The sequence below is a fragment of the Leeuwenhoekiella aequorea genome (genome assembly GCF_004104375.1).
Classification (GTDB): domain Bacteria; phylum Bacteroidota; class Bacteroidia; order Flavobacteriales; family Flavobacteriaceae; genus Leeuwenhoekiella; species Leeuwenhoekiella aequorea.
In genome coordinates, this window is the sequence record NZ_QOVM01000001.1 from 298170 (window position 1) to 323949 (window position 25780).

The window sequence follows — 25780 nt, forward strand, 5'->3', positions numbered from 1 at the left end:
TAACCCGCTCCTGATATTACCTGTAGAAAACTCTTTGAATGTCGGTTTAGGAGCTTGTGCTAAATAACCTAGAGCATATTGACTTAGTTAGTAAGAACTCTATATTTTAGCTGAAAACTGTTATTATACAAAATGGAAGTGGTTGCTTTCTTTGCTGAATAAGATGATTCTGATTGTATGAATAAGTCGGAAATAGAAAAGCCGAGAACGCAGTACGTTTTCGGCTTTTGATTTAAGTAGTATGAGAATTACATATGTTTCTTATACTCTATATAGTAATGTTCTAGGATATTCATCGTTGCAACAATAAGATCCTGTGTCTCCTGAAGTAAGCTTATATAAAGCATGGTATTCTTAGGGCTAGAATCACTACTTCTGGTACGTTGTACTTGTTTTTCCATTTTAATAGAAAGACTATCCAGTAGATTTTGCTTTTCTTCAAGAATAGGTAAGAGCGCATCAAAATTTTTGGCTTTAAAAGCGTCTTCTATCTGGCTAAATAATACGTCTAATCGCTCTTCAATTTCCTTAAGATCTTTTAGCTGCGTAAATTTTAAGCCCTTATGATTGTTGTTTAAGTGATTGTAGCTAGATGTTACAACAAAGTCTATTGATTGTGTTACATCTTGTAAATAGCCTAAAACATCTATGTAAAATCGGCTGGCCTGTACGTGAGATTCATCAAGATTTTTAATGAAATAGTATAAGTTATTACGTAACTCTTCAACCTCTGCATTAAGTTTGGTAATTCCTTTTTTACTCTTACGTAATTTACCAAGATCAACTTTAGCAAGACCTTCTATAGCGCCTACATACACTTTACTTCCTCTTTTAAATGAGGAGGCTACGTTAGTTGTGCTTTCGTTTATAATTCCTTGGATAGAGCTACTTACCGCACGCATAAGACGACCTTCTTCAGCTTCTGCTTCAGAACGTTTTTTGTGATTCATGTAATTGCGTACAAGTATTGCTATAGCAATTGCAAATAATAAGAAGAGTGCAATGCTTCCACCTTTATAAAGTATAAACGCCATTATCGCAGCAGCAGTAAATGCACTTATAGCGGTCATAAACCAACCTCCGATTACATTTAAAACACCAGCCACACGATATACTGCGCTTTCACTGCCCCAGGCACGATCTGCAAGAGAGGTACCCATTGCAACCATAAATGTTACATAAGTTGTAGAAAGCGGAAGTTTTAATGAGGTTGCTACAGATATGAGAACACTGGCAATCATTAAGTTTACTGCAGCGCGCACAAGGTCAAAAGCTGGAGTGTCTATTGCAGCAACACGAATAGTTGATTTTGGTTTAGAAAATCTTACTTCAATATATTTAAGAATCGGTTTAGGTAGTATAGCTACAAAACCCGTATTTAACTTCATTGTGCCGCGTACTAAGGAGCGTGAAAACGCATTAGATTTAAAGCGTTCCTGACCTTCATCTTGTCTGGATAAATCCACAGATGTTTTAACAACTCTTCTGGCTTTCTTTGAGAACCAGAGTGTTAAAATCATAATTAAACCAGCAAAAAGTAATAATAGCGGCTGTGTAGGTACCTTTTGAGCGAGAGATTCCATTGTAAATGTATTTGCAGGTTCTCCACTTGCCAGCCAAATCTCATATGAATTATAAGCTGCCATAGGCACGCCAATAAAGTTTACAAGGTCGTTACCCGCAAATGCCATTGCTAATGCAAATGTACCTACGATAATTACCAGTACATATACATTTAATTTTACAAGCTTAATGAGGGCGTAACTAATTATAAAATAGACAATAAAGCTATAACCTATAAATTCCCAAACATTTGAATTTGCCCAGTCTATAAAGGCTCCTTGAACAAAATCTGCGCTTTTTAAACCTTTAATAATTATAAAATAACTTATAGAGGCAATAGCAATACCACTAAAAGCAGCAGCATTCCATACGGGTCGTTTTTTGAAATCGAAGGTTAGTAATAGCCTTGTAAAAAACTGTACGAGCGCCCCCACCGTAAAAGCAATGACGACCGAGAGCAGTATCCCGGTTATAATCTCAATTGCTTTTTCAGAATTGATATACTCCCCTAAATGTAATAGTGTATCTGGTGTACCTGCTAATTTTATAAAGGTCATACAAAATGCAGCTCCCAGTAATTCAAACACGATTGAAACTGTTGTAGATGTGGGAAGTCCTAGTGTATTAAAAAAATCGAGAAGTAAAATATCGGTAAGCATCACAGCCATAAAAATGATCATGATCTCATCAAAGTAGAATTTTTCTGGCACAAAAATACCTTTACGGGCTACTTCCATCATACCACTTGATGATAGCGCTCCAAAAGCTATCCCAACACTAGCTACTATTATAATCGTTCTAAAAGAAACTGCCTTAGATCCTATGGCAGAATTTAAAAAGTTGACGGCGTCATTACTTACTCCAACAACAAGGTCTGCAATAGCCAGGATAGCTAATGCAATAAGCATAATTAGGTAAATGTTATCCATATTTAGATGAATCAGTTCAGGCTGCAAATTTGATACTTATTTTTAGGCTGAATGTTACGACAATGTTATAAGTAGGGCATATTATAGGCTATAATTTAATTAAAAATGTACTGTAAAGCCAAGTAGAGCAAAGGATTTAATAAACGAAAGAAACATAGATAACTGAATAACAGTAAATTAACACTTTAATGTTAATTTAACGTTATCTAAACATTGCTTTATGTTTAATTATTTGTTAGATTTGTAAAGTAAAGTTTAACCCAAATACTATTATTATGAAAAAGTTACTAGTTGTTATTGCCTTGATGGGTGTTGTAAGTTTTGCGTCTGCACAAGAGAAGCAAAAAAACGTTTATGTGAAAGACGGTAATTTGATAAAAGCAACTTTGTTTCATGACAATGGAGAGGTTAGTCAAAAAGGTTTTTATACTGAAGATGGTAAGTTAACAGGAGAATGGGTAAGTTTTGATAAAAACGGATCTAAAACTGCTGTAGCTAATTATATAAATGGCGAAAAGACCGGTAAGTGGTTTTTCTGGAATGAAGATACCTTACGCGAAGTTGATTATAATGACTCTAGAATATCTGCAGTAAATACTTGGAAACTTTCTGGAGATCGTGTAGTAAGTAATGAATAATACTAAGTTCTCTATATGAGACAAAGTTATACTTTCAAAAAAACAAAAGTCGTTAATCTACATTAACGGCTTTTTTGATTTAAAAAATTAGCGTTTACTAATTTTATTATGGGTAATTTGCTTTTGTCTGGTACTTTTAAAAGTGCCTTTCTCGAAGTTTCGCTTAGCAGCATGTTTAGTTGCTCTTCCTTGTACGCGTTCCCGCCACATTCTAAAACTTGAAGGTTTCATTTGCCTCCGCATCAATTCAATAACTTCTTGTTCTTTAAGACCAAATTGGAATTCTATAGCGTCAAAGGTAGTTCGATCTTCCCAAGCCATTTCGATAATTCGATCAAGTTCGCGATCACTAAAATTTTCTGTATCTTTTGTAATACTCATACTTATTCAATTTTTCATAGCTCGATAAAGATATGATTTAGCAATTCACTATTTTTTAAAATTGAGTTAACCTTATAGGATTTCAGTCTTTTGTATGGTTTGAAAGACCGAAAAAGTTAAAATTCTTATTAAAGTTTAAGTATTTTTTATCTAATCAAAAACAAAAGTTATACGTATCTCTTTTAATTTTACTTTTGATAAAAATTAAAAAATCACATTATGAAATATATGAGTGTTGTTGCTACGGGTGTGTTGATGACAGTGGCCCTGGTAAGCTGTAAAAATGATGCAGAAAAAGAAGCACAGGTAAATGAAACTACAGAAGAAGTTCAAAATGTAGGGGATAGTACGGTATCAGAAAAAGAACGTTATGCAGATGCTGCGATTGATGGTTCTTTAGAGAAGCCAGCTTTGCCAGACGATTATTCTATTAATTGGGAAAATGTTGAAGTTGATACAAAGCTTAAAGCAGATGTTGATGGCTGGAAGAATCTAAAGTCATTTTCAAATTCTGTTAAGGCATTAGATCTTAAAGAAGTTCCTGAGGCTGAAATTACAGATTTTGTATCTCAACTTGTTGTTGATGCTAACAATCTAGAATCTTCAATTCCTAAATCTCTTCTTACTGAGGAAGTTCAGGAAGATATTAAAGATATAAAAGAAGAAGTTGCAGATTTGAAAATGGTTATTGCAAAATCAGGTAACGATCAGAAAAAGATAGGAAATCAAGTAGAAGAACTTCTAGAAGCGTTTGATGATTTAAATGAAGAAATCAAAGAAACAGTTTCAAAAAGCGGTAAGTCTCTAGTAGATGATAATCAATAGGAAATAAAAATAAGTTTATCAAAACGCCTGCAATTTTTTGCAGGCGTTTTTGTTTTAACACTATTTAATAATAAGTGGGAGTATTAGAGGATTTTCAATAGATTTTTAGGAATACTTTATTATCAGAAAATTCTAAGGGCGTGTTAGTTACCTTAATTTTACATGCTTAAACCCCCAAATAATGAAAACCAATTTTGTAATCTTAATTATTGCCTTGACAACACTTTTGTCTTGTAAGAATAAAGGTGCAAGCGATTCTCAAGATTTAGTTTTGAGAGCAAATGTTGAGCAATTAGAACCTAATGCTAAAGAGGCTGTTAAAATGTGGGATGGTTATCTCGCGTTAGAAAAAACGATTATTCTTATCTCAAACACAAATGCCCTGAATGCTGTAGACTTGCGTTCAAATCTCGCAATAAGTTGTAATTCAATGTCACAAAATATCCCCGAAAACTTAGAACTACCTGAAATAAAAAGTCAGGTTGATAAAGTAAATGAGGAAGTGAAGGAATTTTATATAGAAGTAAACCGCGATGAAACGCGAGAGGCAGTAGTTCAGAATCATTTGAAAACGATTTATAGAGCTTTTGATACGCTCAATAAAGAGATTAATCACATTATGTAATCCACTTTTAAACGATTATAAGCTCCTTGTAAAAGGGGCTTTTTTTATGGAAACCTTTGTGTATTTTTGAGGCTATGAGATTTATAATAATTCCCTTTCTTATAGTGCTGCTTACATCGTGCGAGGATAAAAAAGAAGTTGCTGTTGATCCACGCTTAGCGACAGATACGCTAACGATCAAAATGCAGCCTCAGTTAAAACAGGAAATTGTATTGACGCCCGTTGCCCAACAGCGTATTGAAGTCTGGGAAGACTTCAAAGCATTAACAGACTATATAAAGGCTTTAGATACAATAAAACTTATAAACCTTCGGAAACAGGGTCAAGAATGGATTAAAGTCGCTGGGAATGCTCAGAAAGATCCTAATGATAGTATTGTTAATAGTGCCATTCAATCTCGATTAACAGTTTTCTTTTCAAAAACAAACACACTTGTTCAAGAAGCATCAAAAATTAATGTTGACACAGCTTTAGTCAATAAAGAGGCAACGGAATATTATAATGCTTTTCAAAATTTAAAACTGCAGATCAATTTAAAGTATCAGGAGTCTATTGAAGAATTACTTGAAAAATACCAGATAAAAGCAGATTCATTATCTACAAAACGTGATACGACAACAACTGTGCAATTGTCATCAAACCCTCCTCGCAAAAACTAAATATATTCAAGTATGAAACTACGAATCCTACTTTTATTTTTACCGTTGATTTCAGCAATAACTTTTGGGCAAGATCAAACCGAAATGGCAATTAATAGTCAGTTAGAAAGTTGGCACCGGGCTGCAGCAGAAGCAAACTTTGATGCGTACTTTGGAAATATGACAAGTGATGCCGTATTTATAGGAACAGATGCTGAAGAAAACTGGCAAATAGAAGAATTTAAGTCTTATGCAAGACCTTATTTTGAATCAGGAAAAGCGTGGAGTTTTAAAACATTAGAACGTACTATTTATCATCTTAAGAAATCTAAGGTTGCCTGGTTTGATGAGCTTTTAGAAACACAAATGGGTATATGTAGAGGTTCTGGCGTGATGCGTTTAGAAAATAAAATCTGGAAAGTACAGCATTATGTGCTTTCTATAGCTGTGCCTAATGAGGATGTAAGTCAACTTACAGATCTCAAGAAGGAGCACGATCAAGTGCTTATCACGAAACTAAGGGCTAACTAAATTAAAATAACCACAAATTTTTTAAATTATATATGAATAAAATTGCACGAATGATACTCCCTGTTTCACTGGGAATATTGAGTTTAACATCCTGTAAGGATGAAGCTAAAAAGCAAGATACTGCAGAATTAAAAATACCTGCTTTAGATCTTGCAAATATGGATACTTTGGTAAAACCGCAAGACAACTTTTACGATTTTGTAAATGGAAATTGGATGCGTAATACAGAAATTCCGGAAGAAGAATCTACTTGGGGAGGTTTTAGCGTACTGCGTAAAAAAACCAGAGAAGATGTTCTAGCGATTATTGCAGACGCTCAAAAAGAAAAAAGTTATGGTCCCAAAACAGATCAAGCAAAGGCATTAGCTCTTTATGAAGGACAGTTAGATACTGTTGCTCGTAATGCTGCTGGTTTAAAGCCGCTTCAGCCTGCATTAGAAAGTATTGCAGCAATCACATCTGTACAAGATATTCAAAAGGTAGGCCAGCAGCGTAATGGTGTGGTTTCTCCTTTTGTAAACTTCAGTGTATTTTCAGATTTTTCTAACAGTAAAATGAACTCAGGGTATATTGCTCCGGGAAGATTAGGTTTACCAGATCGCGATTACTATGTAGAGCAAGATGCAAAATCAAAAGAAATACGTGAGCAGTACAAAGATTATATTAGCTGGGTGTTGCAATATGCCGGAGATGACGAAGCGACTTCAAAAGCAGCGGCCGATCGCATTTTAGCACTTGAAACTAAATTAGCAGAACCTAGGCTGGACAAAGTTGCTCGCAGAGATGCTCGCAATATGAATAATCCACGTAGCGTTGCGCAACTTCAAAAAATGACTTCAGCAATTAACTGGAAAGCCTATTTTGAAAATCAAGGTTTATCAAAAGAAGTTGATACGGTAATTGTGTTACAACCTAAATATATGCAGTCATTACAAACTGTTTTAGCAAAAACAGCTGTTGATGACCTAAAATTACTTATGAGATGGGCAACTCTTAACTCGTGGTCAGATGCTTTAACTACAGAGCTAGAATATGCAAACTGGGAGTTTTACAGTAAAACGCTTAACGGAACGCCAAAACAGAAACCTGCAGATGAGCGTGCATTAGAAACTGTAGATAATACTTTAGGAGAGGCTCTAGGTAAATTATACGTAGATAAAGTATTTCCTCCGGAAGCAAAGGCAAAAGCCGAGGCGATGATTGACAATATCAAAGATGCGTTTAGAGATCGTATTAACAACCTGGAGTGGATGACAGATTCTACTAAACTTCAGGCAATAGATAAATTAGACAAGTTTACAGTAAAAATAGGCTATCCTGATAAGTGGGAAGATTATTCAAAATTAGAAATCAGCGCAGATAAAACGTATTTTGAAAATCTATTAGCAGCAGGTTCCTGGGCAGAAGATAAAAATAATGCAGATTACAAAGAGCCGGTAGATAAGACTAGATGGGGAATGTCTCCTCAAACCGTAAACGCCTATTTTAATCCATCATTTAATGAGATTGTTTTTCCAGCGGCTATTTTACAACCTCCATTTTACAATTATCAGGCCGATGAAGCAGTAAACTATGGTGGGATTGGAGCTGTAATTGGTCACGAAATTTCACATGCTTTTGATGACAGTGGTTCACGATTTGACGGTGATGGTAATTTAAAAAATTGGTGGACAGATGAAGATTTATCTGCGTTTTCTGAGCGTAGTGGAGCTTTAGCAGAACAATACAGCGCTATAGAAGTAGCAGACAGTCTTTATATTAATGGTAAATTCACATTGGGTGAAAATATCGGTGATTTAGGTGGATTGCTTGCTGCATACACAGGATTGCAAAAATTCTATGAGAAAAATGAAAAACCAGGCCCTATAGACGGTTTTACTGCAGAGCAGCGTTTTTTCATTAGCTGGGCAACTATCTGGCGTACAAAAATGCGTGATGATGCTTTAAGAACGCGTATTAAGACAGACCCACATTCTCCAGGTATGTATCGTGCTTATGTACCACTTCAAAACATAGATGCTTTTTACGAAGCTTTTAATATTAAAGAAGGGGATGCAATGTTTGTACCGGTAGAAAAACGAGTACGAATCTGGTAATTATATTATAATTATTTAAAAAACCCGAAAGCATCGCTTTCGGGTTTTTTTTACCCTTTAATTTCATTTATAAGTGCAAATGCCTGATTAACGTATTCTTTCTCGAGGAATAAGGTAAAATAATTTGATGTTGAAATGGCTTCAAAAATTGGTATTCCCTCATAAGCCAGCAACTTAAAAATATAAAAATAGAGACCTACTGTTTTTGAGTTATTAACAGGCAACGCTATAGATAAGGAAGACAAATCGTGTTTTACCATCACGCAGGTTTCATTTGCAAAACAATCTTCGACAAGTTTAGTGAGATCATTAGACACCAGAATGTTACTTTCATGAAATGTGCTGGAGTATGTTAAATAGGCCTTCGGAATATTTTTTGTTTGCTCAAGTAGTTTAGACTGACTCTCTAAAATTGTATTCGAATTTAAAAAGGTGAAGTCTGTTATACCACTACGTACGACAATATCTCCTAGATCTCGCATCACCCGTTCATCTAGTCTTTTTTGTGGGTAATATCGTCGTAATGCCATTACGATAGATCCAACATTAACCTTTTTACCAAGCTCTTTTTCAATTCTAGGCTGAAAATCTTCGGCTAGAGCGCTATAGTTTATAATTTTACGCATAAGAGCGTCTTCAGTATAAGGCTGGTGTTTTATAAGCTGCTCAACTACAGAGGTGATTGTTTTCAATGTTATATATTTAACAATTTGTACAAATTTATATAAAATTGTTGAATTTTTTTCAGTCTTCTTTTTTTCGGTTTAACTATGCACTACTAAATTAATGAAGATGAATGTTTTAAAATTTGGCGGAACTTCTGTAGGAAGTGCCCAAAATATTAGAAAAGTTGTAGAGATACTTGCGGTAACAGAAAGCCCTAAGATTGTAGTGTTATCTGCAATGTCTGGAGTTACTAATTTACTTGTGAGTCTTAATCAGGCAAGCATAGATAAAAATACTGCACGTATTGATGAGGTGATCGAGCAATTACGCGCAAAACACAATGAGGCTATAGATGATTTATTTACAGCAGAAAATCAAGCATCAGCTCGGGCGCAAATTGATGAGTTTCTTATAAATATAGATAATGTAGCGCGAGCCGGTCGTACTTTAACTACCTATGCGGAATTAGTAACCTACGGGGAAACAATGCTTACTTCTTTGTTTTCTAGGTTTCTAACACAAGAAAATGTGGTTAATGTATTGCTTGATGCAAGTACATTTATGAACGTTGGCTCTGTAGAAAATCCTAATATTGAGGCAGTATCACAAGCGTTGTTACCGCAATTAGAGCAAAATCCGTCTCAATTATATATTACGCAAGGTTTTGTATGTCGTGATGAGCGAGGTTCTTTGGCAACGCTAAAACGTGGAGGAAGTGATTTTAGTGCGACTATCATAGCCGCAGCTGTATCTGCAGAAGGAGTGCAGATTTGGACCGATATTGATGGACTACATAATAACGATCCTAGATATGTTGAGGGTACAAATCCTATAGAGCATTTGACGTATAATGAAGCTGCAGAGCTAGCTTATTTTGGAGCAAAAATCCTGCACCCGCAAACGGTGGCACCTGTTATTGACAGAGATATTCCCGTATGGTTAAAAAATACATTTGAGCCTTCTGCTCCAGGAACAAAAATATCAAATGAATATCATAACCGCGGACTTAAAGCTATCTCGGCTAAAGATGGTATTACTGCAATAAAAATAAAATCTAACCGAATGCTAGGAGCTCACGGTTTTCTACGAACCATATTTGAGGTGTTCGACCGCCACGAGACTTCTATAGATATGATTACAACTTCTGAAGTTGCTATTTCATTAACTATTGATGATTCCAGTCATTTAAAAGCGATTATTACAGAACTATCTGTAATTGCAGAAGTGACTGTTGAAGAAGATCATAGTATCATTTGTATTGTAGGAGAAAACCTTATAGCAGATCAAGAATCTTATAAAGCTTTCGGAATTCTAAACTCTATTCCGGTGCGTATGATTGCCTACGGAGGAAGCAATAATAATATTTCACTTCTCGTTCCTACTCGTGAAAAAATAAATGCCCTACAATTTTTAAATGCGCAATTGTTTCAGTTGCAAGAAACAGTAGCTTAAAACGCTGTTAGTTAGTGTTAGCCTTTCTTCTGACCAACCAGAAGAATTCCTTGAAAACCCGGTATGTGCTTGCCGGGTTTTTTTTATAGATTTTTCTGAAAAGAATATCCGAGTACAGACTTAATATTTATTGAATCTACCTGCTTGTACACATGTTCTTCCTCTGAGTTGTAATGAGGTGGTTCTAAGCCTAATTGCTCAGCTTGTGTCGTATAATATTCTTTCTTAGATGGGTGTTCTGGATTCACGGCATTAAAGATATGCCCATAAGCATTTTTATAGATAACAGCTAAAATAATACCTATACAGTCCTGACGATGAATCATATTCACAGGTGCATCTCCATTTGTTAAGTCGGTTCTTCCTGAGAGATATTTTACCGGATTTCTACTTCCGCCATACAGCCCTCCAAAGCGTATTACCGTATTGTCACTTGTAGATGACTTAAAAAACAGCTGTTCTACTTCTAGAAGTTGGTTTCCTTTAACGTCTTGCGGTTTAGGTACATCTGCCTCGGTCACTACACCTTGGGAGTCATCATAAACACCAGTACTACTAATCAAGATAACCTTTTTAACTAATGCATTTTGAATGGCGTCGAGTAATTGAGCCATTCGAAGTGCGTGATTATGACCTGTGTTACGACGTAATCCTGGCGGAATAAGAACAACTAAAATATCTACGTTAGCTAAAAAATTAGTTATCTCACCGCGTATTTCATCTTCTGCAATTTCTACTTGATATACATCAACTCCATAAGAAGCTAATTGTGCTTTTTTTTCTTTAGAGGTTACAGAACCTTTTACAGTATGACCTAATTCTTGTAATTGAACAGCTAGGGGCAAACCTAACCATCCTAAACCCGCTATTGCAATCGTACTCATAATCTAAAGTGTATAAAGCCGTTTAATAATTAAAATGCTGAATTGTAATGAGCGCATCTGTATTAACAAAAGGCATTGGCATTGTATTTATAGGCCGCGAAGGTAAGTCAAAGTCTGTGTTCTCTAAAAGATCATAACTATAATCAAATAGGGTAAAGTCGAGGGCAGCTTTAGATTCTGTTACCAGTTCTACTTCTAATGGCTCTCTATTTGTGAGTCTATAACTTAATAGGTAATCAGAATTTCTATTATTGAGAACGCTGGTTTCATCATTTTCAAGTTGAACTTCCTGTCCATTAAAACGTGCTGTATTTAGAACTACGTTTTTTGATAAAAATAAAACTATATCGTTCACATTGCGTTGTGGGAATACACTAAAATTTAGAAATCGCTTTCCATCTATAACGGTGTCACGAGATGTATAGATTTGTGATGGTGCAATAAATTTTTTAGGAGCTTTCTTGGCAAAAGTGAATTTACTGCCATATTTTCCCGATCCCGCAGTGTTAAAAATTTCTGAGGCAACTTCTGGGTTTTCTCCTAGTGTTAGTTTTAACCAGTCATCTAGATGTGTATTATAGGTTGCGTAAAAGGTGTTTCCACTATCTACATCATATATATAATTCAAACTTGTTGGAAACGGGCGATCTTCAGTAAAATCTGACTTGGCGTACGCCGAAATAAAAGCACCAATACTTACAAGCGCAAATGCGATGGCAAGTTTAGCTTTCATTCTATAATACCCAATTACCGGAAGCAATAAGCCAAAAAGCAGAACAGTTAACATTAAGGCTGCAACCAGCATTTTTAAACCTAACCCTACCGGAAATTCTTTAATGTAGTGCGCTACAATAAATATAGCTGGAGCACAGAGAAGTGTTAGAATAAATAAGTTGGGTTTGCCGCTTTGCAAAATCACAAAAACAGCTAGTAATCCAAAATAAACTGGAATTACAAAAAAGGAAGCGCCTTCTAAATAAATACCTACACCAGTGGCAATTAATAACCAAAAAAACAACGGTGCAAAACTTAACGATGCAGCATCATTGGGTTTATAAAAGAAATAATAAACAGCAAAGGTTATAGCGATCATTAGCGCCACAAAACCGGTTAATAATTCATAACCATTATAAGGAAAACCTTGTAAAATATCTGCCTGTGCAGGGTCTATAGCTAGGATTAAATTCCATCCAAGACTTAGAATGTAGCCTACAATTAATGATATTATTAAAGGTAAGAAGCCGCGACCAATAGTAATAAGTTTAAGTTCTTTTTTCTTTACTGCATATATTAGTAGAGCTATAAATAGAATCCACGCACCCACTAACATAGGTAATATCCAGCTAAATGGATAATACATCATTTTTAGTAGGGGCATATTCAAGTAAACATAATCCTCTTCTGCTTTTAAATTTAGATTTGCGTCTTGAAAGTAGTCGAGTAGTGCTGTCAAATATCTTCCTTGATGTTCTAATGAAGCAGGATCTAACCGTGAAGGAATATCATTGGCCGTATGGTAATCAAAATGATCACCAATAAATGCAAAAAAGAAACCATCGATATCTCCATCTTCACGTAACACTGTAGAATCTGTATCATTTGGTAGAAGCTTGTAAACGCTATACATTAACGAGTTTGCAAAAGGATGAGAAGGATTAGCTTTTGCAAATGCTTTGATAAGAGCTCCGTTTCCGCCATTTGTTTCAACAATCATGTTAGAGGGGCCGCCGCTGCCTCGAGCTTCAAAATTGAGGGCTAGGTCAATATCTTTTGCCCATTTATGCTTATTTACAAAAATAGAAGCCCCATTGAGACCTAATTCTTCAGCATCTGTAAAGAGAATAATTATATCATTTTTTGCCTTTTTACCTTTAGCTTTAAAGGAACGCACAGTTTCTAAAATTGCAGCAACTCCGCTTCCGGCATCACTCGCGCCACGTGATTGCGTATGTGGAGCACTATCATAGTGGGACATTAATAATAATGTTTGTCCAGAACCATCGCCGGGAATTTTTGCAATAATATTTTCAGCTCTGCTTAAAGCTCCCCATCCCGGCTTATACGCAAAATCACTTTGAAGTTCTACCTTGAGACCCATAGCAGTCAATTGTTGAACAATATAATCCTGAACTTTTTTATGGGCAGGCACCCCTACACTGTGAGGATGCTGAGCAAGAGAGTCTACATAACTCATAGCTCGGGTAGTTGAGAATTGTGTTAATGGCGTTTCAGCTCCAGAAATAGATTGTGGTTTATGAGTAGAAAAACTATAATAGAAAAGGCCTAACAGAAGTAAAAACGAGAGAATTGCAGCGTAATTAATTTTCATATATCTAAAATGAAGGATAAAGGTAGTTGGATTAGGCATTATGCACAATATCTAAAATTAGCTTATAGAGCTCAAAAAAGGAGCTCGTGATTTCCAAAAAAAATAGGTAACTTAAGGAATCTAAAATCTAATCATATGGGAATCAAGAGTTTTATGGGCAAGCGCTCAAAGGTCATTGCAGATGAAGTAAATATTACGGTAGCAGATTATATGACTCGGAAATTAATAACATTTACTCCAGATCAATCTATTATGGAGGTTATGGAAAAACTTATTAAAAACCGAATCTCTGGTGCTCCTGTTATAAATGAAAATAATGAGCTCTTAGGAGTTATTTCTGAAGGAGATTGTATCAAACACATATCTGATAGTCGGTATCATAATTTACCTATGCTTAATGCCACTGTTGGACAAAATATGGCTATTGATGTAGAAACAATAGATGCTAATATGAATGTTTTTGATGCAGCTCGTTTTTTTATTGAACGTAAGCACAGACGGTTTCCCATTGTTGAAGATGGAAAACTTATAGGCCAAATAAGTCAAATGGATGTTATAAAAGCAGCATTACAACTTAAAGGAGCTACCTGGAAGTAACTGTTTTATTTACGCTTTACCAATGCGTAAAAGTCTCCATCTAAAGGAAGATATCCCTGATCGTACACAAAGAAATATGTTGTGCCAGCTTTTGTGGTGTATATACTCGTAAATAACTCAAAATCAAAACCAGCAAGAACTAGTTTTTCTCTAGTGGTTTTGGTTTTAGTATCAGGATTTAGTTTTTCTAATATTCTATAATTCTTGCGTAGCTTATTATTGGTGTTACGCACAAGATTCTTACTGTCTGTATTTAATTTATTATTGGCAGAATTTCTACATGCATCACTACAATACTTCTTATCTGCTCTGCCTATAATTTTATCACCACACTCTGGACAAGTCTTCTGCATAAGAACTAAGTTAATTACTAAAATATGATATTAGTAGTTGATAATCAATTTGTTGTGTGTTAAATACGGTTATTAGATTGATGTATTTAAAAATTTAAATAGTAAAAATCACTAACGTCTAAAAACTAATGCTTTTCCATAATTATCTCGATCTCCTGCTGCAAAAATCATCAGATTTTCTTCTAGTTCTACTAATTGTAAACTAAAGAATATCGATTTTGTTACTTCATCTAATTCGGCATTTTTCGCATATCGAATATACACACTTCCATTATCTTCATTAAATATATAAGTAACAATAGTGTTTTCAGTTTGTGTATCATCTGCAAAACAATTTATGTCTCCAGATAAAACATCTACCGCTCCATCTTCTAAAAAGGTATACTTCTCATCTATGAAACACGCATTGTCAGAATTTAATGATTTTGAATTGTAATTATTGTAGTGTGCTTCTAGATTCCAACCTTTGGAGTCACCATTATGAATGACTTCTAGATCCTGTAACGTGTAAGAAACCTTATAATTTGTATTGTTATCATCAGTTGAACAGGCTGTAAAAACGACTATAAGTAGTAGTGTATATAGTAGAGAAAATTGTTTCAACCTTATCATAACAATGAGTTTTTTGAGCATTTAATTAAAATTTAAATATATAGTTAATAGTTAGCTTACGTATAACTACTTCTAATTTTTAGTGCACAATGATTTTGATGTGAAGTAGAAACTAGAGATGATATAAGATGTAATTGTAAGTGATTGTAAGCGTTTACAATCGACAATAAACGTAAGTAACTGATTAATAAACGAGTGATTCTCTTAGGCTACTTCATCTTTGCAGTGTCATTAAGTTGCAATGCTTACAGCTTACTGACCTAAGTATTCGCCTTTGCGAAAATAAATTAACTGTTTAACGAAAAATAAAAATCATGAGCACATTAAGAAACAAAGTACAGTTGATCGGAAATTTAGGTAATGATCCTGAAATCGTCAATTTAGAATCAGGTAAGAAACTGGCAAAATTCAGTATCGCTACTAATGAGAATTATAAAAATAACAATGGAGAGCGCATTACCGATACGCAGTGGCATAATGTTGTTGCCTGGGGTAAAACAGCAGAATTAGTAGAAAATTATGTTGCTAAAGGTAAAGAGATCGCGATAGAAGGTAAACTTACCTCTAGATCATATGAAACTAAACAAGGTGAAAAACGGTATATCACAGAAATCGTTTGTGACGAATTATTGCTTTTAAGTAAATAGATTTTTTAAAACGTTAGATTTCTAAAAATCCAAAATGTAAAGATTATTCCTAGAATACACCAGATAGCTGTGGACCCAAAAAAGCGCTTTCTAATATTCAATAATTTTTTACTCAATGGTTTTTTAAACTCTAAAAAGAGTCCAAGTAAAACATAGGGCATTGCTAATAGTAGTAACGCATTTTGTTTAAAAGCATTTACAAAATGGCCATTTAAAAGATGATGTACGGCACGTTGTGAACCACATCCTGGGCATTGCAAACCAGTAAGTGATAAAAAAGGACACTTTGGAAAATAGGAATGCACTTCTGGATTATAGGTTTTATAAAATACGAGTAAACCTAAACCCAAAAGTGCAAAACCTATATAATAATATGTTTTAGTATTAACTTCCGACAAAGCCTAACATAGTACCTATAAAAGCTAACACAACAACAAGAACTCCTAGAGCAGCACTTATAAGTGTCCACTTTTTTGCATTTGCTGAAGCGCGTTCTGCGCCTTCTAGATCTCCCTGAGCAAATTTTGATTCTACTTTAGCAGCGTTTACAATTCCTGCAATACCAAATGGTAAGCAACAGAATATTGTGGCTAATATAGATTCTACCAACCAAGATTTAGGAGGGTTTTGATTGTTAATAGTATTCATGCTGTATTTTAATAGGTTAGTAAACGACTAAATTAATAATTCTTTTAGAAGAGCGCATTTAATTAAAAGTAAAGTTATTTAAAACTTCAGTTTATAACTGATTACAACCAGCTTGTTAGCTGCTTATAACATTTTCCATTAGCTCTTCAACAATTTCGGGATTCAATAAAGTACTTGTGTCTCCAATATTTGAAGTGTCGTTCGACGCAATTTTACGTAGAATTCGACGCATTATTTTTCCGCTTCGTGTTTTTGGTAATCCACTCGTAAATTGAATTTTATCCAATTTTGCAATGGGTCCAATACGATCTGAAATTAATTGATTTATTTCTTTTCTAAGATTGTCTTGATTACGGGTTTCTCCAGTTTCTTTCAAAATTACGTAACCATAAAGCGCACTTCCTTTAATCTCATGAGGGTAACCCACAATTGCACTTTCTGCTACAGCGGGGTGTTCATTAATTGCATCTTCAATAGGTGCAGTTCCTAGATTATGACCACTTACAATTACCACATCATCAACGCGTCCTGTAATTCTATAATAACCCACACTATCACGCAAAGCCCCATCACCGGTAAAATACATTCCTTTATATGCAGAAAAGTAAGTTTCTTTATAGCGCTGGTGATTATTCCAGATTGTACGTGCCATCGATGGCCACGGAAATTTTATACAAAGACGTCCATCTACTTGATTGCCTTTTATTTCTTTGCCTTCTTCATCCATTAAAGCAGGTTGTATTCCAGGTAATGGTAAAGTAGCAAAAGTGGGAATTGCCGGTGTAGAATAGGGAATAGGAGAGATCATAATTCCTCCGGTTTCAGTTTGCCACCACGTATCAACAATAGGACATTTTTTCTTACCTACGTTCTCATCATACCAGTGCCACGCCTCTTCATTAATAGGTTCACCCACGGTACCTAAAATCTTAAGACTTGATAAGTCATATTTCTCGACATATTCTGTTTTCTCTTTTGCCAGGGCGCGTATGGCAGTTGGAGCCGTATAAAACTGCGTTACTTTATGTTTTTCTACAATTTCCCAAAAACGACCATAGTCGGGATAACTTGGAACACCTTCAAACATAACTGTCGTGGCTCCATTTGCTAATGGTCCATAAACAATATAGCTATGACCGGTAATCCAGCCGATGTCTGCTGTACACCAGTACACATCATCTTCTCTATATTGAAATACATTTTTAAAGGTAAAAGCAGCGTATACCATATAACCTGCAGTGGTATGAACCATCCCCTTAGGAGTGCCGGTAGAACCAGAAGTATATAAAATAAATAATGGATCTTCAGCATCCATTATTTCTGGTTCGCAAGAGGAAGAAGCATTGTCCAGTAAAGGTTGCAACCAGATATCCCGACCGTTTTGCATAGAAATATTGGTTTCAATACGCTTCACCACCAGCACATTTTCTATAGACTCACAATTTTCTAATGCGGCATCCACTATTCCTTTTAAATCAATTTTTTTATTTCCGCGGAAAGATCCATCGCTAGTAATTAACATTTTACACGAAGAATCATTAATACGAGTAGCTAGTGCTTTTGAAGAAAAACCTGCAAAGACTACAGAGTGAATAGCTCCAATACGTGCACAAGCTAGTACTGAAACAGCCAATTCTGGAATCATAGGCAGATAAATACATACGCGATCACCTTTTTCCACCCCTTTATCTTTCAGCACATTCGCCATTTTACAAACTCGCTCGTGGAGTTCGTTGTAACTTATATGTTGTGCTTTTTCAGTAGTATCATTTGGTTCAAAAAGTATAGCAGTCTTGTCTCCTCGGGTTCTTAAGTGCCGGTCGATGCAATTTTCGGTAATGTTTAATTTTGCGCCTTTAAACCATTTAAATTCCGGTTTTTCAAAATCATAACTTAAAACTTCATCCCACCGTTTGTGCCACAGAAAGTGTTCTTCAGCAATTTCTTCCCAGTAACTTTCTGGATTGCGCACAGATTTACGATAAACTTGAAAATACTCTTCTAAGTGTTTTATGTGATAATTACTCATGGAGGCTAATAATTGTAGTTGTAACCTTTAAAATTACTAAAACGTTGTCGATTTAGAGGCAAGTATTGAGTCTGCTTATGATAAATATAACGAGACTTTTTACTATTATTTTTGAAGATAAAGTGAATTAAACTGATTATCAGCAGGTAAGATGATAAGGTGAATTTTTATTCATAAAATTACTTAGATGGCATTATTTACTTCAATCCAATAGCCATCGGGATCTTGAAAATAAACCTGAGCAATACCATCTTTGCGAATGTAATCTTTTGTTAGGGTGCCACGCCAGTCTGAATATTCGATATTTAAATCGTTGAGGTGCTGTATAAATACATCTAAATCTGGTGTAGAAAGCGCAAAATGAACAGCTTTATTGGTTTTGATAATGGCTTCGGGTCGGGGTATGAAATGAAGTTGTCTTCCTTCTCCTATTTCTAGCCAGCGCGTATTAGACGAGGATGCAGTATTTTCAATTTCAGGAAATTGAAAAATGCTTTGATAAAAGGCTATAGAGTTAGCCACATCCTTGACAGATAATGCTATATGATTAAATTTAAAATCGAGCACAAGATTTAATTTACTCAAATGTCGGTAATATTTTTAATTTTATAGAATGGGATTTTCTATACTTACTTATCTTGATTATGCATTGCAGTACTACATAAAATAAAAAACCCGATGCAGTGCATCGGGTTTTTGTTTTAAATTTTAAAACTGCTGTTAGATAGCATCTACAACTACATTTACTTTTGCTTTAACGCGTACAACAAATGTCACCGGTGACGCAGATACTGTTCCGGTTGCAATAATAGAAGCAGTTGCTCCACTTCTTAAATCTGCTTCAAATGCGCTTATAACATCTTCGTCGACTTCAATTTCATAAACGGTTCCAGCCTCGGCTGCAGCGGTAAGGTTAACAAAGTCGCTCTCTGAATAAGAGAACCATGGGAAACTACTGCTGGCTATTGAAAACTCTCCGATAGCAGTTACATTTTCAGTCCCGCTAACACTTATAATTTGATAGGTTAGGCTTTCAATTTCTATATTTTCTATTTTATCAAGATTGTCTTGAACATTTTCATCATTAATACTTACAGAAAGTGATTCTGAAAATGTCTCTCCCTCAGTTACTACAATAGTAAAATCTTCAGAAATTTCAGTATCAACTTCAATTTCAGTAAGATCATCAACTGCATCGCATGAGATTAGAGAAGTAGCTAAAATAAAAAGGGCAAAAAAGGTTTTTAAATTTTTCATATCAAATAGGTTATGTGATTTACAAAATTAAAATTAATATACTGAATATCAATGTTTTAATTTAAATATGGGAAAAACACCCAACTTTTTAAGTTAATTGGCTAAAAATAAAGAGCTTGAGCAAGCCTATAGGTATTGGCGTGCGCATCAATAATAGTCTTTATTTGAGGAGAATAACCACCACCCATACTTACTTGAACGGGTATTTCACTATCGCGAAAACATTCTAGTGCAAAACGATCGCGCTCTTTGCAGCCTTCTACTGTACAAGAAAGTCGTCCCAATTTATCGGTTTCTAAAATGTCAACACCGCTGAGGTAAAAGATAAAATCTGGATTTACTTTCTTAATTAATTCCGGTAAGGTTTCTTTTAGCAATGCTAGATAAATGCGGTCGTCACTTTTGTTTGGCACGGCAATGTCGAGATCAGAAACTTCTTTTCTAAACGGATAATTACCTGCGCCGTGCATGCTAAATGTAAACACCGAGTCATCTCCCTGAAAAATTTCTGCTGTACCATTGCCTTGATGTACATCCAGATCTACAATAAGAATCTTTTGAGCTAACTCATTAGCCTGAAGGTAGCGTGCTCCAATCGCTTGATCATTTAATAAACAAAAGGCTTCCCCGTGATCGCTGTAAGCGTGATGAGTACCACCTGCAATGTTAAAAGAAATGCCATTTTCTATAGCATATTGACAGCCCAGAATCGTTCCTTGAGCGATGATTTGTTCACGATCTACCAATTCTTGAGACAGCGGAAAACCATTTTTGCGTATCGCTTTTCGGTCTAGATTGAGCTTCTTTAAATTATCTACATACGCAGCAGTATGAACAGCTTTAAGATATTTTTCCTCAGGAAAACCAGGTTCAAAAAAGTTGACTTCAGTGCAGGTGCCTTCGTGCAAAAGTTGCTTTGGGAGCAAATCATATTTTTCCATCGGAAAGCGGTGTCCTTCGGGTAAAGGATGCTTATAAATTGGATGATAGGCAATTTTAAGCATTCAGCTTGTGCAATTTGAGTTGAATACGCTTTCGCGGAATATCTACCTCGAGGACTTTTACTACCACATGTTCCTGTAAGGTTACGTGGGCATTTACATCACTTACAAAGCCATCGGCGAGATTTGAGATGTGAATCAAACCACTTTCTTTAATCCCAATATCTACAAAAGCACCAAAATTAGTCACGTTATTCACAATCCCCGGAAGCAGTTGGCCAACTTCCAGATCTTCAATTTTACGTATGTTTTGATTAAAGGTAAAAGCCTTTGCCGGCTCCCGCGGGTCGAGTCCGGGTTTTTCTAATTCGTCTAAAATGTCTTTAAGTGTAGGTAAGCCCACCTCGTCGGTAACGTAATCTTCGAGGCTTATTTCTTTTAAAATGCTTTTATTTCCTACTAGGTTTGCTACGGAAACTTTTAGTTTTTTAGCCATTTTTTCGACCAAATCGTAACGCTCGGGATGCACAGCAGAGTCGTCTAGCGGATTTTCACCATCTTTTATGCGTAAAAACCCACCGGCTTGTTCATAGGCTTTTGCACCCAATCGCGGAACATTCAAAATTTCTTTCCGCGAAGCGAAAGCACCTTTTTCGTCACGATAGGCAACAATATTTTCTGCCAATTTAGGACCTATTCCTGAAACATAACTCAACAATGGGACACTGGCCGTATTTATATTTACGCCCACGGTATTTACGCAACTTTCTACCACACGGTCGAGTTCGTTTTTCAACTTTGTTTGATCTACATCGTGCTGGTATTGTCCTACGCCAATGGATTTTGCATCAATTTTCACCAGTTCAGCAAGTGGGTCTGCAAGACGACGACCTATAGAAACCGCGCCGCGCACTGTCACGTCATAATTAGGGAACTCGTCACGGGCAATCTTAGAAGCCGAATAAATACTAGCGCCGGCTTCGCTCACTACAAAAACATCTATATTTCTATTGAATTGCATGCGTTTGATAAACTGTTCGGTTTCCCGACTAGCGGTACCATTACCAATTGCAATAGCTTCTATCTTATGTGCGTCGACCAGAAAACTTATTTTACGCATTGCGCCTTTTGTGTCGTTTTTAGGTGGATGCGGATAGATGGTTTCGTTGTGTTGCAATCCGCCATTTTCATCAAGGCAAACCACTTTACATCCCGTTCTAAAACCTGGATCAAGTGCGAGAATACGTTTTTCGCCGAGTGGCGAACCTAATAGCAGCTGACGTAAATTTTTTGCAAAAACCGAAATCGCTTCGTTGTCTGCTTTATCTTTTGCAGCGCCTAATGACTCATTACTTAATGCGGGAAATAGTAAACGCTTATAAGAATCTGCAATTGCCATTTGAATCTGGTCTGCACAGGCATTGTTAGATTTTATAATGCGATTCTCGATATTTTGGAAGGCTTTATCATCATCAATCTCAACTTTTAACCGAATAAAACCTTCTTCAGCAGCACGCATTAATGCTAAAAACCGATGAGAAGGAATACGCGCTAATGACTCATCCCACTCAAAATAATCTTTGTATTTCTGCGCTTTTTCTTCGTCTTTTTTAGACTTGACAACTTTAGTGGCAATCTGTGCGTGGCGCTCTAATTGATTACGTAAATAATTACGAATGTCTGCACGCTCATTTACCCATTCTGCAATAATATGACGGGCACCTTCCAGCGCATCATCTGTTGAGCTAATTGTATCGTTTTGAAACGTCACAGCAGCAGCTTCCAGATCACGGGTATTTTGCGCCATTATGATTTTAGCAAGTGGCTCCAAACCATTTTCACGGGCGGTGTCTGCTTTGGTTTTTCGAGTTTTTTTATAGGGTAAATAAAGATCCTCAAGAGCGATTAAATCACTGGTGTTACTAATTTGCTTTTTGAGTTCCGGGGTTAAAAACTCCTGCTCCTTAAGCGCTTTTAGAATGGCTGCTTTTCGCTTTTCCAACGCTTCAAACTGCTCTTTATAGGTTACAATTTCACCTATTTGTACCTCGTCGAGATTCCCGGTACGTTCTTTACGATAACGAGAAATAAACGGAATAGTCGCATCTTCATCAAGTAACTGCAAGGTGTTTTTAATGCTACTTTCCGGAAGGTTAGTTTGAGATAGGAGGTAGGAGAGGATTGCGGACATAATTGATAAAATAATTTAATCTGAATGAAAAAGGGCAGACTTTATCGCAAGAAATTTATGCGAAAAACACCACCCTTATTTAGCAAAGCTGAAAAACTCCCATCTTATGAAAGAGGGGAGCTTAAAATAGTTAACTAATCACCCCACCATTTTTTACACCGGCAGTATCTGGGTTCATAAACACGAGTTTACCTTGTGCATCTTCAGTCATTAAAATCATTCCCTGGCTTTCTACACCACGCAATGCGCGAGGAGCAAGATTAACTAAAACAGTAACTTGTTTCCCTATGATTTCCTCGGGAGTAAAACTTTCTGCAATACCTGAAACAATAGTGCGTACATCAATACCAGTATCTACTTTTAAGACTAAAAGTTTCTTTGTTTTTGGCATTTTTTCCGCTTCAATAATGGTTCCCACACGCATATCTAATTTGGTAAAATCGTCAAATTCGATGGTTTCTTTTTGAGGTGTTACCGTTGCGTTTTCAGCTTGATTACTCATTTTTGTGGCTTCTAGTTTATCTAATTGTTTTTGAATCTGCTCGTCTTCAATCTTACTAAAGAGCAATGCAGCAGCATTAATCGTATGACCTACAGGCAGTAAATCTATTTTTTCGCCTAAGCTTGACCAGCTCAATGGTTGAGGTAATGTCATTAGCGGATCATTACTTTCCATATTCAGCATTTCTTTTAAAGTTTTTGCGGTGTGGGGTAAAAAGGGCTCGCTTAAAACAGCTAGACTTGCTGCGATTTGTAGCGCAACATACATTACGGTTTGTGTGCGTTCTGCATCTGTTTTTACCGTTTTCCACGGCTCAGCATCTGCTAGGTATTTATTACCTAATCGCGCTACATTCATCAATTCATTTTGCGCTTCGCGGAAGCGATAACGCTCAATCGAACTGGCAATCACAGCAGGGTAAGCCTTCATTTCGGCAAGAACACGCTCGTCTTCTTCGTTAAAAGCTGCCGGCTGGGGTATTACACCTTCATAATATTTACTCGTTAATACAACCACACGGTTGATGAAATTTCCAAAAATAGCAACCAGTTCATTATTGTTTCTCGCTTGAAAATCATTCCACGTAAAATCATTATCTTTTGTTTCTGGAGCATTTGCAGTTAATGTGTAACGCAAAACATCTTGCTGTCCCGGAAAATCTTGAAGATACTCATGTAACCAAACTGCCCAGTTTTTTGAAGTAGAGAGCTTATTGCCCTCGAGATTTAAAAATTCGTTTGCAGGTACATTGTCGGGTAAGATATAACTGCCTTCTGCTTTAAGCATGGCAGGAAAAATAATGCAATGAAAAACGATATTATCTTTTCCTATAAAATGAACCAGTTTTGTGTCTTCATCTTTCCAGTAAGGTTCCCAATCTTTTCCTTCGCGTGCAGCCCACTCTTTTGTAGAGGAGATGTAGCCTATGGGAGCATCAAACCAAACATATAAAACTTTACCTTCTGCGCCCTCTACCGGAACTGGAATTCCCCAATCAAGATCACGAGTTACAGCACGTGGTCGCAAACCATCATCAATCCAGGATTTGCATTGCCCGTATACATTAGACTTCCAATCTTTTTTATGATCCTCAAGAATCCACTGTTTTAAGAAGTCTTCATAACGTTCTAAAGGTAAAAACCAGTGTTTGGTTTCTTTCATAACAGGTTTTGCGCCAGATATAGTAGATTTTGGGTTGATAAGATCTGTCGCATTAAGAGAAGAGCCACAGCTCTCACATTGATCACCGTAAGCCTCTTCATTACCACACTTAGGGCAAGTACCTATTACAAAGCGATCTGCCAGGTATTGATTTGCTTCGGCGTCATATAACTGCTCTGTAACTTCTTCTATAAAGTCACCTTTTTCGTAAAGTTTTGTAAAGAATTCTGATGCAGTATTGTGATGTACTTCCGCAGAAGTACGAGAATAATTATCAAAAGAAATTCCAAAATCTTCAAATGAATCTTTGATAATTTTATTGTATTTATCAACAACTTCCTGAGGCGTAATCCCTTCCTTTTTGGCTTTGATACTTATTGCAACACCGTGCTCATCACTACCACATATAAAAGCTACATCTTTGTCAATACCTCGTAAGTAGCGTGTATAAATATCTGCCGGCACATACACGCCTGCTAAGTGACCTATGTGTATAGGGCCGTTTGTATAAGGCAGTGCTGCGGTTATTGTATATCTTTTAGGAGTCATAATAAATATAAAATTTTCAGCGGCAAAGATACCATTTATGGGTTTAATCAAAACCAGTGATAGGAGCACATTTATTAAGTATGTATCTTAGTCGTTTATATCATTTATGAAGAAGCATATTTTTGTGTTTGTAGGGTTTATAATCTTTTTAGGTTGTAAAGAAAAGTTAGATTCTAAAGCCGCTTCCCCAACTGTTATTCAAGAAGAGACGGTGCAAGAAAATGTATATACAGTTGAAGAAATATACAGACTAGCTGAAGCCAAATCAATTGAAGATACATTCGCTGAAGAAGATCTTTTAGAAACAAAACAATGGATCGAAGAAGGAAGTATAGAAGTAGTTACCTTGAAAGTCTTTCCCAATACTCCCAGAGAGCTACTAATTAATTATACAGATATCAATAAATCTATTGTGCATAGCATTGAAGTATATGCTTACGACAGCCCTTGGAAATCTGAAACCGGAATTTACATGGGAATGCCTTTAAATGAACTAGAAGCATTAAATAAGAAATCACTTCGTTTTTATGGCTATGAATGGGACTATGCAGGTGCAGTAGATTTTGAAAAAGGTGCTCTGGCGAGTGAGATTCTTTTTGTCTATTTAGGGACAGATGGTGATGTAGATATGCCAAAAGAATTTATAGGTAGTGATATTACTATAACTGCTGAGCAAGCAAAACAGCACAATATTGACTTTAAAGTAACGGGACTTATGTATCGTCCTAAAAAATAA

25 protein-coding genes are annotated in these 25780 nt (G+C 35.9%); 10 read left to right on the forward strand and 15 right to left on the reverse strand.

Annotation, left to right across the window (positions count from 1 at the left end; translation table 11 throughout):
- Positions 1–248: 248 nt before the first annotated feature.
- The gene (locus tag DSM00_RS01295) at positions 249–2492 is read right to left on the reverse strand and encodes an inorganic phosphate transporter (RefSeq protein ID WP_128756214.1); all 2244 of its coding nucleotides are present in this window, start codon (positions 2490–2492) and stop codon (positions 249–251) included.
- Positions 2493–2767: 275 nt separating this feature from the next.
- Here DSM00_RS01295 and DSM00_RS01300 point away from each other — a divergent pair, with 275 nt between their 5' ends.
- Complete coding sequence (locus DSM00_RS01300) at positions 2768–3130, forward strand: toxin-antitoxin system YwqK family antitoxin (RefSeq protein WP_128756215.1); 363 nt, start codon at positions 2768–2770, stop codon at positions 3128–3130.
- Positions 3131–3217: 87 nt separating this feature from the next.
- Here DSM00_RS01300 and DSM00_RS01305 read toward each other — a convergent pair whose 3' ends face one another.
- Complete coding sequence (locus tag DSM00_RS01305) at positions 3218–3511, reverse strand: TIGR03643 family protein (RefSeq protein WP_128756216.1); 294 nt, start codon at positions 3509–3511, stop codon at positions 3218–3220.
- 219 nt (positions 3512–3730) lie between these two features.
- Between DSM00_RS01305 and DSM00_RS01310 the strand changes: the two genes are divergently transcribed.
- The 5 genes from DSM00_RS01310 to DSM00_RS01330 all read left to right on the forward strand — a co-directional run bounded on the left by DSM00_RS01310 (position 3731) and on the right by DSM00_RS01330 (position 8226).
- The gene (locus DSM00_RS01310; protein ID WP_128756217.1) at positions 3731–4336 is read left to right on the forward strand and encodes a hypothetical protein; all 606 of its coding nucleotides are present in this window, start codon (positions 3731–3733) and stop codon (positions 4334–4336) included.
- Between the two features lie 181 nt (positions 4337–4517).
- Positions 4518–4961: a hypothetical protein gene (locus DSM00_RS01315; RefSeq protein ID WP_128756218.1), complete on the forward strand. Its 444-nt coding sequence runs from the start codon at positions 4518–4520 to the stop codon at positions 4959–4961.
- 74 nt (positions 4962–5035) lie between these two features.
- Positions 5036–5620, forward strand: a complete 585-nt coding sequence (locus tag DSM00_RS01320; RefSeq protein WP_128756219.1) for a hypothetical protein — start codon at positions 5036–5038, stop codon at positions 5618–5620.
- 12 nt (positions 5621–5632) lie between these two features.
- Positions 5633–6130 carry a nuclear transport factor 2 family protein gene (locus tag DSM00_RS01325; RefSeq protein ID WP_128756220.1) on the forward strand — a complete coding sequence of 166 codons (498 nt, stop codon included), beginning with the start codon at positions 5633–5635 and terminating at the stop codon, positions 6128–6130.
- A gap of 32 nt (positions 6131–6162) precedes the next feature.
- Positions 6163–8226 (forward strand): M13 family metallopeptidase, encoded by a 2064-nt coding sequence (locus DSM00_RS01330; protein ID WP_128756221.1) that lies wholly within the window; start codon positions 6163–6165, stop codon positions 8224–8226.
- A 50-nt stretch (positions 8227–8276) separates the two neighbouring features.
- On the opposite strand, the gene DSM00_RS01335 is transcribed toward DSM00_RS01330, so the two are convergent.
- Positions 8277–8918 carry a hypothetical protein gene (locus DSM00_RS01335; protein WP_128756222.1) on the reverse strand — a complete coding sequence of 214 codons (642 nt, stop codon included), beginning with the start codon at positions 8916–8918 and terminating at the stop codon, positions 8277–8279.
- 100 nt (positions 8919–9018) lie between these two features.
- On the opposite strand from DSM00_RS01335, the gene DSM00_RS01340 reads away from it, so the two are divergent.
- A complete protein-coding gene (locus DSM00_RS01340) occupies positions 9019–10344 on the forward strand; it encodes an aspartate kinase (protein WP_128756223.1) in 1326 nt (441 codons plus the stop codon).
- Positions 10345–10427: 83 nt separating this feature from the next.
- Here DSM00_RS01340 and DSM00_RS01345 read toward each other — a convergent pair whose 3' ends face one another.
- Both DSM00_RS01345 and DSM00_RS01350 read right to left on the reverse strand, forming a co-directional pair.
- A complete protein-coding gene (locus DSM00_RS01345; RefSeq protein ID WP_128756224.1) occupies positions 10428–11228 on the reverse strand; it encodes an SDR family oxidoreductase in 801 nt (266 codons plus the stop codon).
- 22 nt (positions 11229–11250) lie between these two features.
- A complete protein-coding gene (locus DSM00_RS01350) occupies positions 11251–13557 on the reverse strand; it encodes a M20/M25/M40 family metallo-hydrolase (RefSeq protein ID WP_164916276.1) in 2307 nt (768 codons plus the stop codon).
- 135 nt (positions 13558–13692) lie between these two features.
- Here DSM00_RS01350 and DSM00_RS01355 point away from each other — a divergent pair, with 135 nt between their 5' ends.
- Positions 13693–14154, forward strand: coding sequence for a CBS domain-containing protein (locus DSM00_RS01355; protein WP_128756226.1), 462 nt, complete (start codon positions 13693–13695; stop codon positions 14152–14154).
- Positions 14155–14159: 5 nt separating this feature from the next.
- Here the strand turns inward: DSM00_RS01355 and DSM00_RS01360 are convergent, their stop codons facing one another.
- Together DSM00_RS01360 and DSM00_RS01365 are read right to left on the reverse strand one after the other, a co-directional pair.
- Positions 14160–14507, reverse strand: a complete 348-nt coding sequence (locus DSM00_RS01360; protein ID WP_128756227.1) for a hypothetical protein — start codon at positions 14505–14507, stop codon at positions 14160–14162.
- Positions 14508–14618: 111 nt separating this feature from the next.
- Positions 14619–15119: a hypothetical protein gene (locus tag DSM00_RS01365; RefSeq protein ID WP_206633776.1), complete on the reverse strand. Its 501-nt coding sequence runs from the start codon at positions 15117–15119 to the stop codon at positions 14619–14621.
- Between the two features lie 314 nt (positions 15120–15433).
- Between DSM00_RS01365 and DSM00_RS01370 the strand changes: the two genes are divergently transcribed.
- On the forward strand, positions 15434–15766 hold the full coding sequence (locus DSM00_RS01370; protein WP_128756229.1) for a single-stranded DNA-binding protein: 333 nt from the start codon (positions 15434–15436) through the stop codon (positions 15764–15766).
- A 5-nt stretch (positions 15767–15771) separates the two neighbouring features.
- Here DSM00_RS01370 and DSM00_RS01375 read toward each other — a convergent pair whose 3' ends face one another.
- The 8 genes from DSM00_RS01375 to metG form a co-directional block, all read right to left on the reverse strand.
- Complete coding sequence (locus DSM00_RS01375) at positions 15772–16164, reverse strand: DUF2752 domain-containing protein (protein WP_128756230.1); 393 nt, start codon at positions 16162–16164, stop codon at positions 15772–15774.
- Positions 16151–16414: a CD225/dispanin family protein gene (locus tag DSM00_RS01380; protein WP_128756231.1), complete on the reverse strand. Its 264-nt coding sequence runs from the start codon at positions 16412–16414 to the stop codon at positions 16151–16153. The genes DSM00_RS01375 and DSM00_RS01380 overlap by 14 nt, the downstream gene beginning before the upstream one ends.
- A gap of 115 nt (positions 16415–16529) precedes the next feature.
- Positions 16530–18443, reverse strand: coding sequence for an acetate--CoA ligase (gene acs, locus DSM00_RS01385; RefSeq protein ID WP_128756232.1), 1914 nt, complete (start codon positions 18441–18443; stop codon positions 16530–16532).
- 183 nt (positions 18444–18626) lie between these two features.
- Positions 18627–19028, reverse strand: coding sequence for a VOC family protein (locus DSM00_RS01390; protein ID WP_317127829.1), 402 nt, complete (start codon positions 19026–19028; stop codon positions 18627–18629).
- Positions 19029–19163: 135 nt separating this feature from the next.
- On the reverse strand, positions 19164–19700 hold the full coding sequence (locus DSM00_RS01395) for a hypothetical protein (protein ID WP_128756233.1): 537 nt from the start codon (positions 19698–19700) through the stop codon (positions 19164–19166).
- A 101-nt stretch (positions 19701–19801) separates the two neighbouring features.
- Positions 19802–20704 (reverse strand): histone deacetylase family protein, encoded by a 903-nt coding sequence (locus DSM00_RS01400; protein ID WP_128756234.1) that lies wholly within the window; start codon positions 20702–20704, stop codon positions 19802–19804.
- On the reverse strand, positions 20697–22832 hold the full coding sequence (locus tag DSM00_RS01405) for a Tex family protein (protein ID WP_128756235.1): 2136 nt from the start codon (positions 22830–22832) through the stop codon (positions 20697–20699). Before DSM00_RS01405 ends, DSM00_RS01400 begins: the two co-directional genes overlap by 8 nt.
- 130 nt (positions 22833–22962) lie before the next feature.
- Positions 22963–25044: a methionine--tRNA ligase gene (metG, locus tag DSM00_RS01410; protein WP_128756236.1), complete on the reverse strand. Its 2082-nt coding sequence runs from the start codon at positions 25042–25044 to the stop codon at positions 22963–22965.
- A 106-nt stretch (positions 25045–25150) separates the two neighbouring features.
- On the opposite strand from metG, the gene DSM00_RS01415 reads away from it, so the two are divergent.
- Positions 25151–25780 carry a hypothetical protein gene (locus DSM00_RS01415; RefSeq protein WP_128756237.1) on the forward strand — a complete coding sequence of 210 codons (630 nt, stop codon included), beginning with the start codon at positions 25151–25153 and terminating at the stop codon, positions 25778–25780.

Coding starts and splice junctions, on each gene's coding strand:
- DSM00_RS01370 (WP_128756229.1), top strand. CDS start 15,434: ATGAGCACATTAAGAAACAAAGTACAGTTGATCGGAAATTTAGGTAAT.
- DSM00_RS01300 (WP_128756215.1), top strand. CDS start 2,768: ATGAAAAAGTTACTAGTTGTTATTGCCTTGATGGGTGTTGTAAGTTTT.
- DSM00_RS01345 (WP_128756224.1), bottom strand. CDS start 11,228: ATGAGTACGATTGCAATAGCGGGTTTAGGATGGTTAGGTTTGCCCCTA.
- DSM00_RS01340 (WP_128756223.1), top strand. CDS start 9,019: ATGAATGTTTTAAAATTTGGCGGAACTTCTGTAGGAAGTGCCCAAAAT.
- DSM00_RS01400 (WP_128756234.1), bottom strand. CDS start 20,704: ATGCTTAAAATTGCCTATCATCCAATTTATAAGCATCCTTTACCCGAA.
- DSM00_RS01310 (WP_128756217.1), top strand. CDS start 3,731: ATGAAATATATGAGTGTTGTTGCTACGGGTGTGTTGATGACAGTGGCC.
- DSM00_RS01315 (WP_128756218.1), top strand. CDS start 4,518: ATGAAAACCAATTTTGTAATCTTAATTATTGCCTTGACAACACTTTTG.
- DSM00_RS01295 (WP_128756214.1), bottom strand. CDS start 2,492: ATGGATAACATTTACCTAATTATGCTTATTGCATTAGCTATCCTGGCT.
- DSM00_RS01360 (WP_128756227.1), bottom strand. CDS start 14,507: ATGCAGAAGACTTGTCCAGAGTGTGGTGATAAAATTATAGGCAGAGCA.
- DSM00_RS01395 (WP_128756233.1), bottom strand. CDS start 19,700: ATGAAAAATTTAAAAACCTTTTTTGCCCTTTTTATTTTAGCTACTTCT.
- DSM00_RS01350 (WP_164916276.1), bottom strand. CDS start 13,557: ATGAAAATTAATTACGCTGCAATTCTCTCGTTTTTACTTCTGTTAGGC.
- DSM00_RS01380 (WP_128756231.1), bottom strand. CDS start 16,414: ATGAATACTATTAACAATCAAAACCCTCCTAAATCTTGGTTGGTAGAA.
- DSM00_RS01415 (WP_128756237.1), top strand. CDS start 25,151: ATGAAGAAGCATATTTTTGTGTTTGTAGGGTTTATAATCTTTTTAGGT.
- DSM00_RS01320 (WP_128756219.1), top strand. CDS start 5,036: ATGAGATTTATAATAATTCCCTTTCTTATAGTGCTGCTTACATCGTGC.
- DSM00_RS01325 (WP_128756220.1), top strand. CDS start 5,633: ATGAAACTACGAATCCTACTTTTATTTTTACCGTTGATTTCAGCAATA.
- DSM00_RS01305 (WP_128756216.1), bottom strand. CDS start 3,511: ATGAGTATTACAAAAGATACAGAAAATTTTAGTGATCGCGAACTTGAT.
- acs (WP_128756232.1), bottom strand. CDS start 18,443: ATGAGTAATTATCACATAAAACACTTAGAAGAGTATTTTCAAGTTTAT.
- DSM00_RS01355 (WP_128756226.1), top strand. CDS start 13,693: ATGGGAATCAAGAGTTTTATGGGCAAGCGCTCAAAGGTCATTGCAGAT.
- DSM00_RS01365 (WP_206633776.1), bottom strand. CDS start 15,119: ATGATAAGGTTGAAACAATTTTCTCTACTATATACACTACTACTTATA.
- DSM00_RS01330 (WP_128756221.1), top strand. CDS start 6,163: ATGAATAAAATTGCACGAATGATACTCCCTGTTTCACTGGGAATATTG.
- DSM00_RS01405 (WP_128756235.1), bottom strand. CDS start 22,832: ATGTCCGCAATCCTCTCCTACCTCCTATCTCAAACTAACCTTCCGGAA.
- metG (WP_128756236.1), bottom strand. CDS start 25,044: ATGACTCCTAAAAGATATACAATAACCGCAGCACTGCCTTATACAAAC.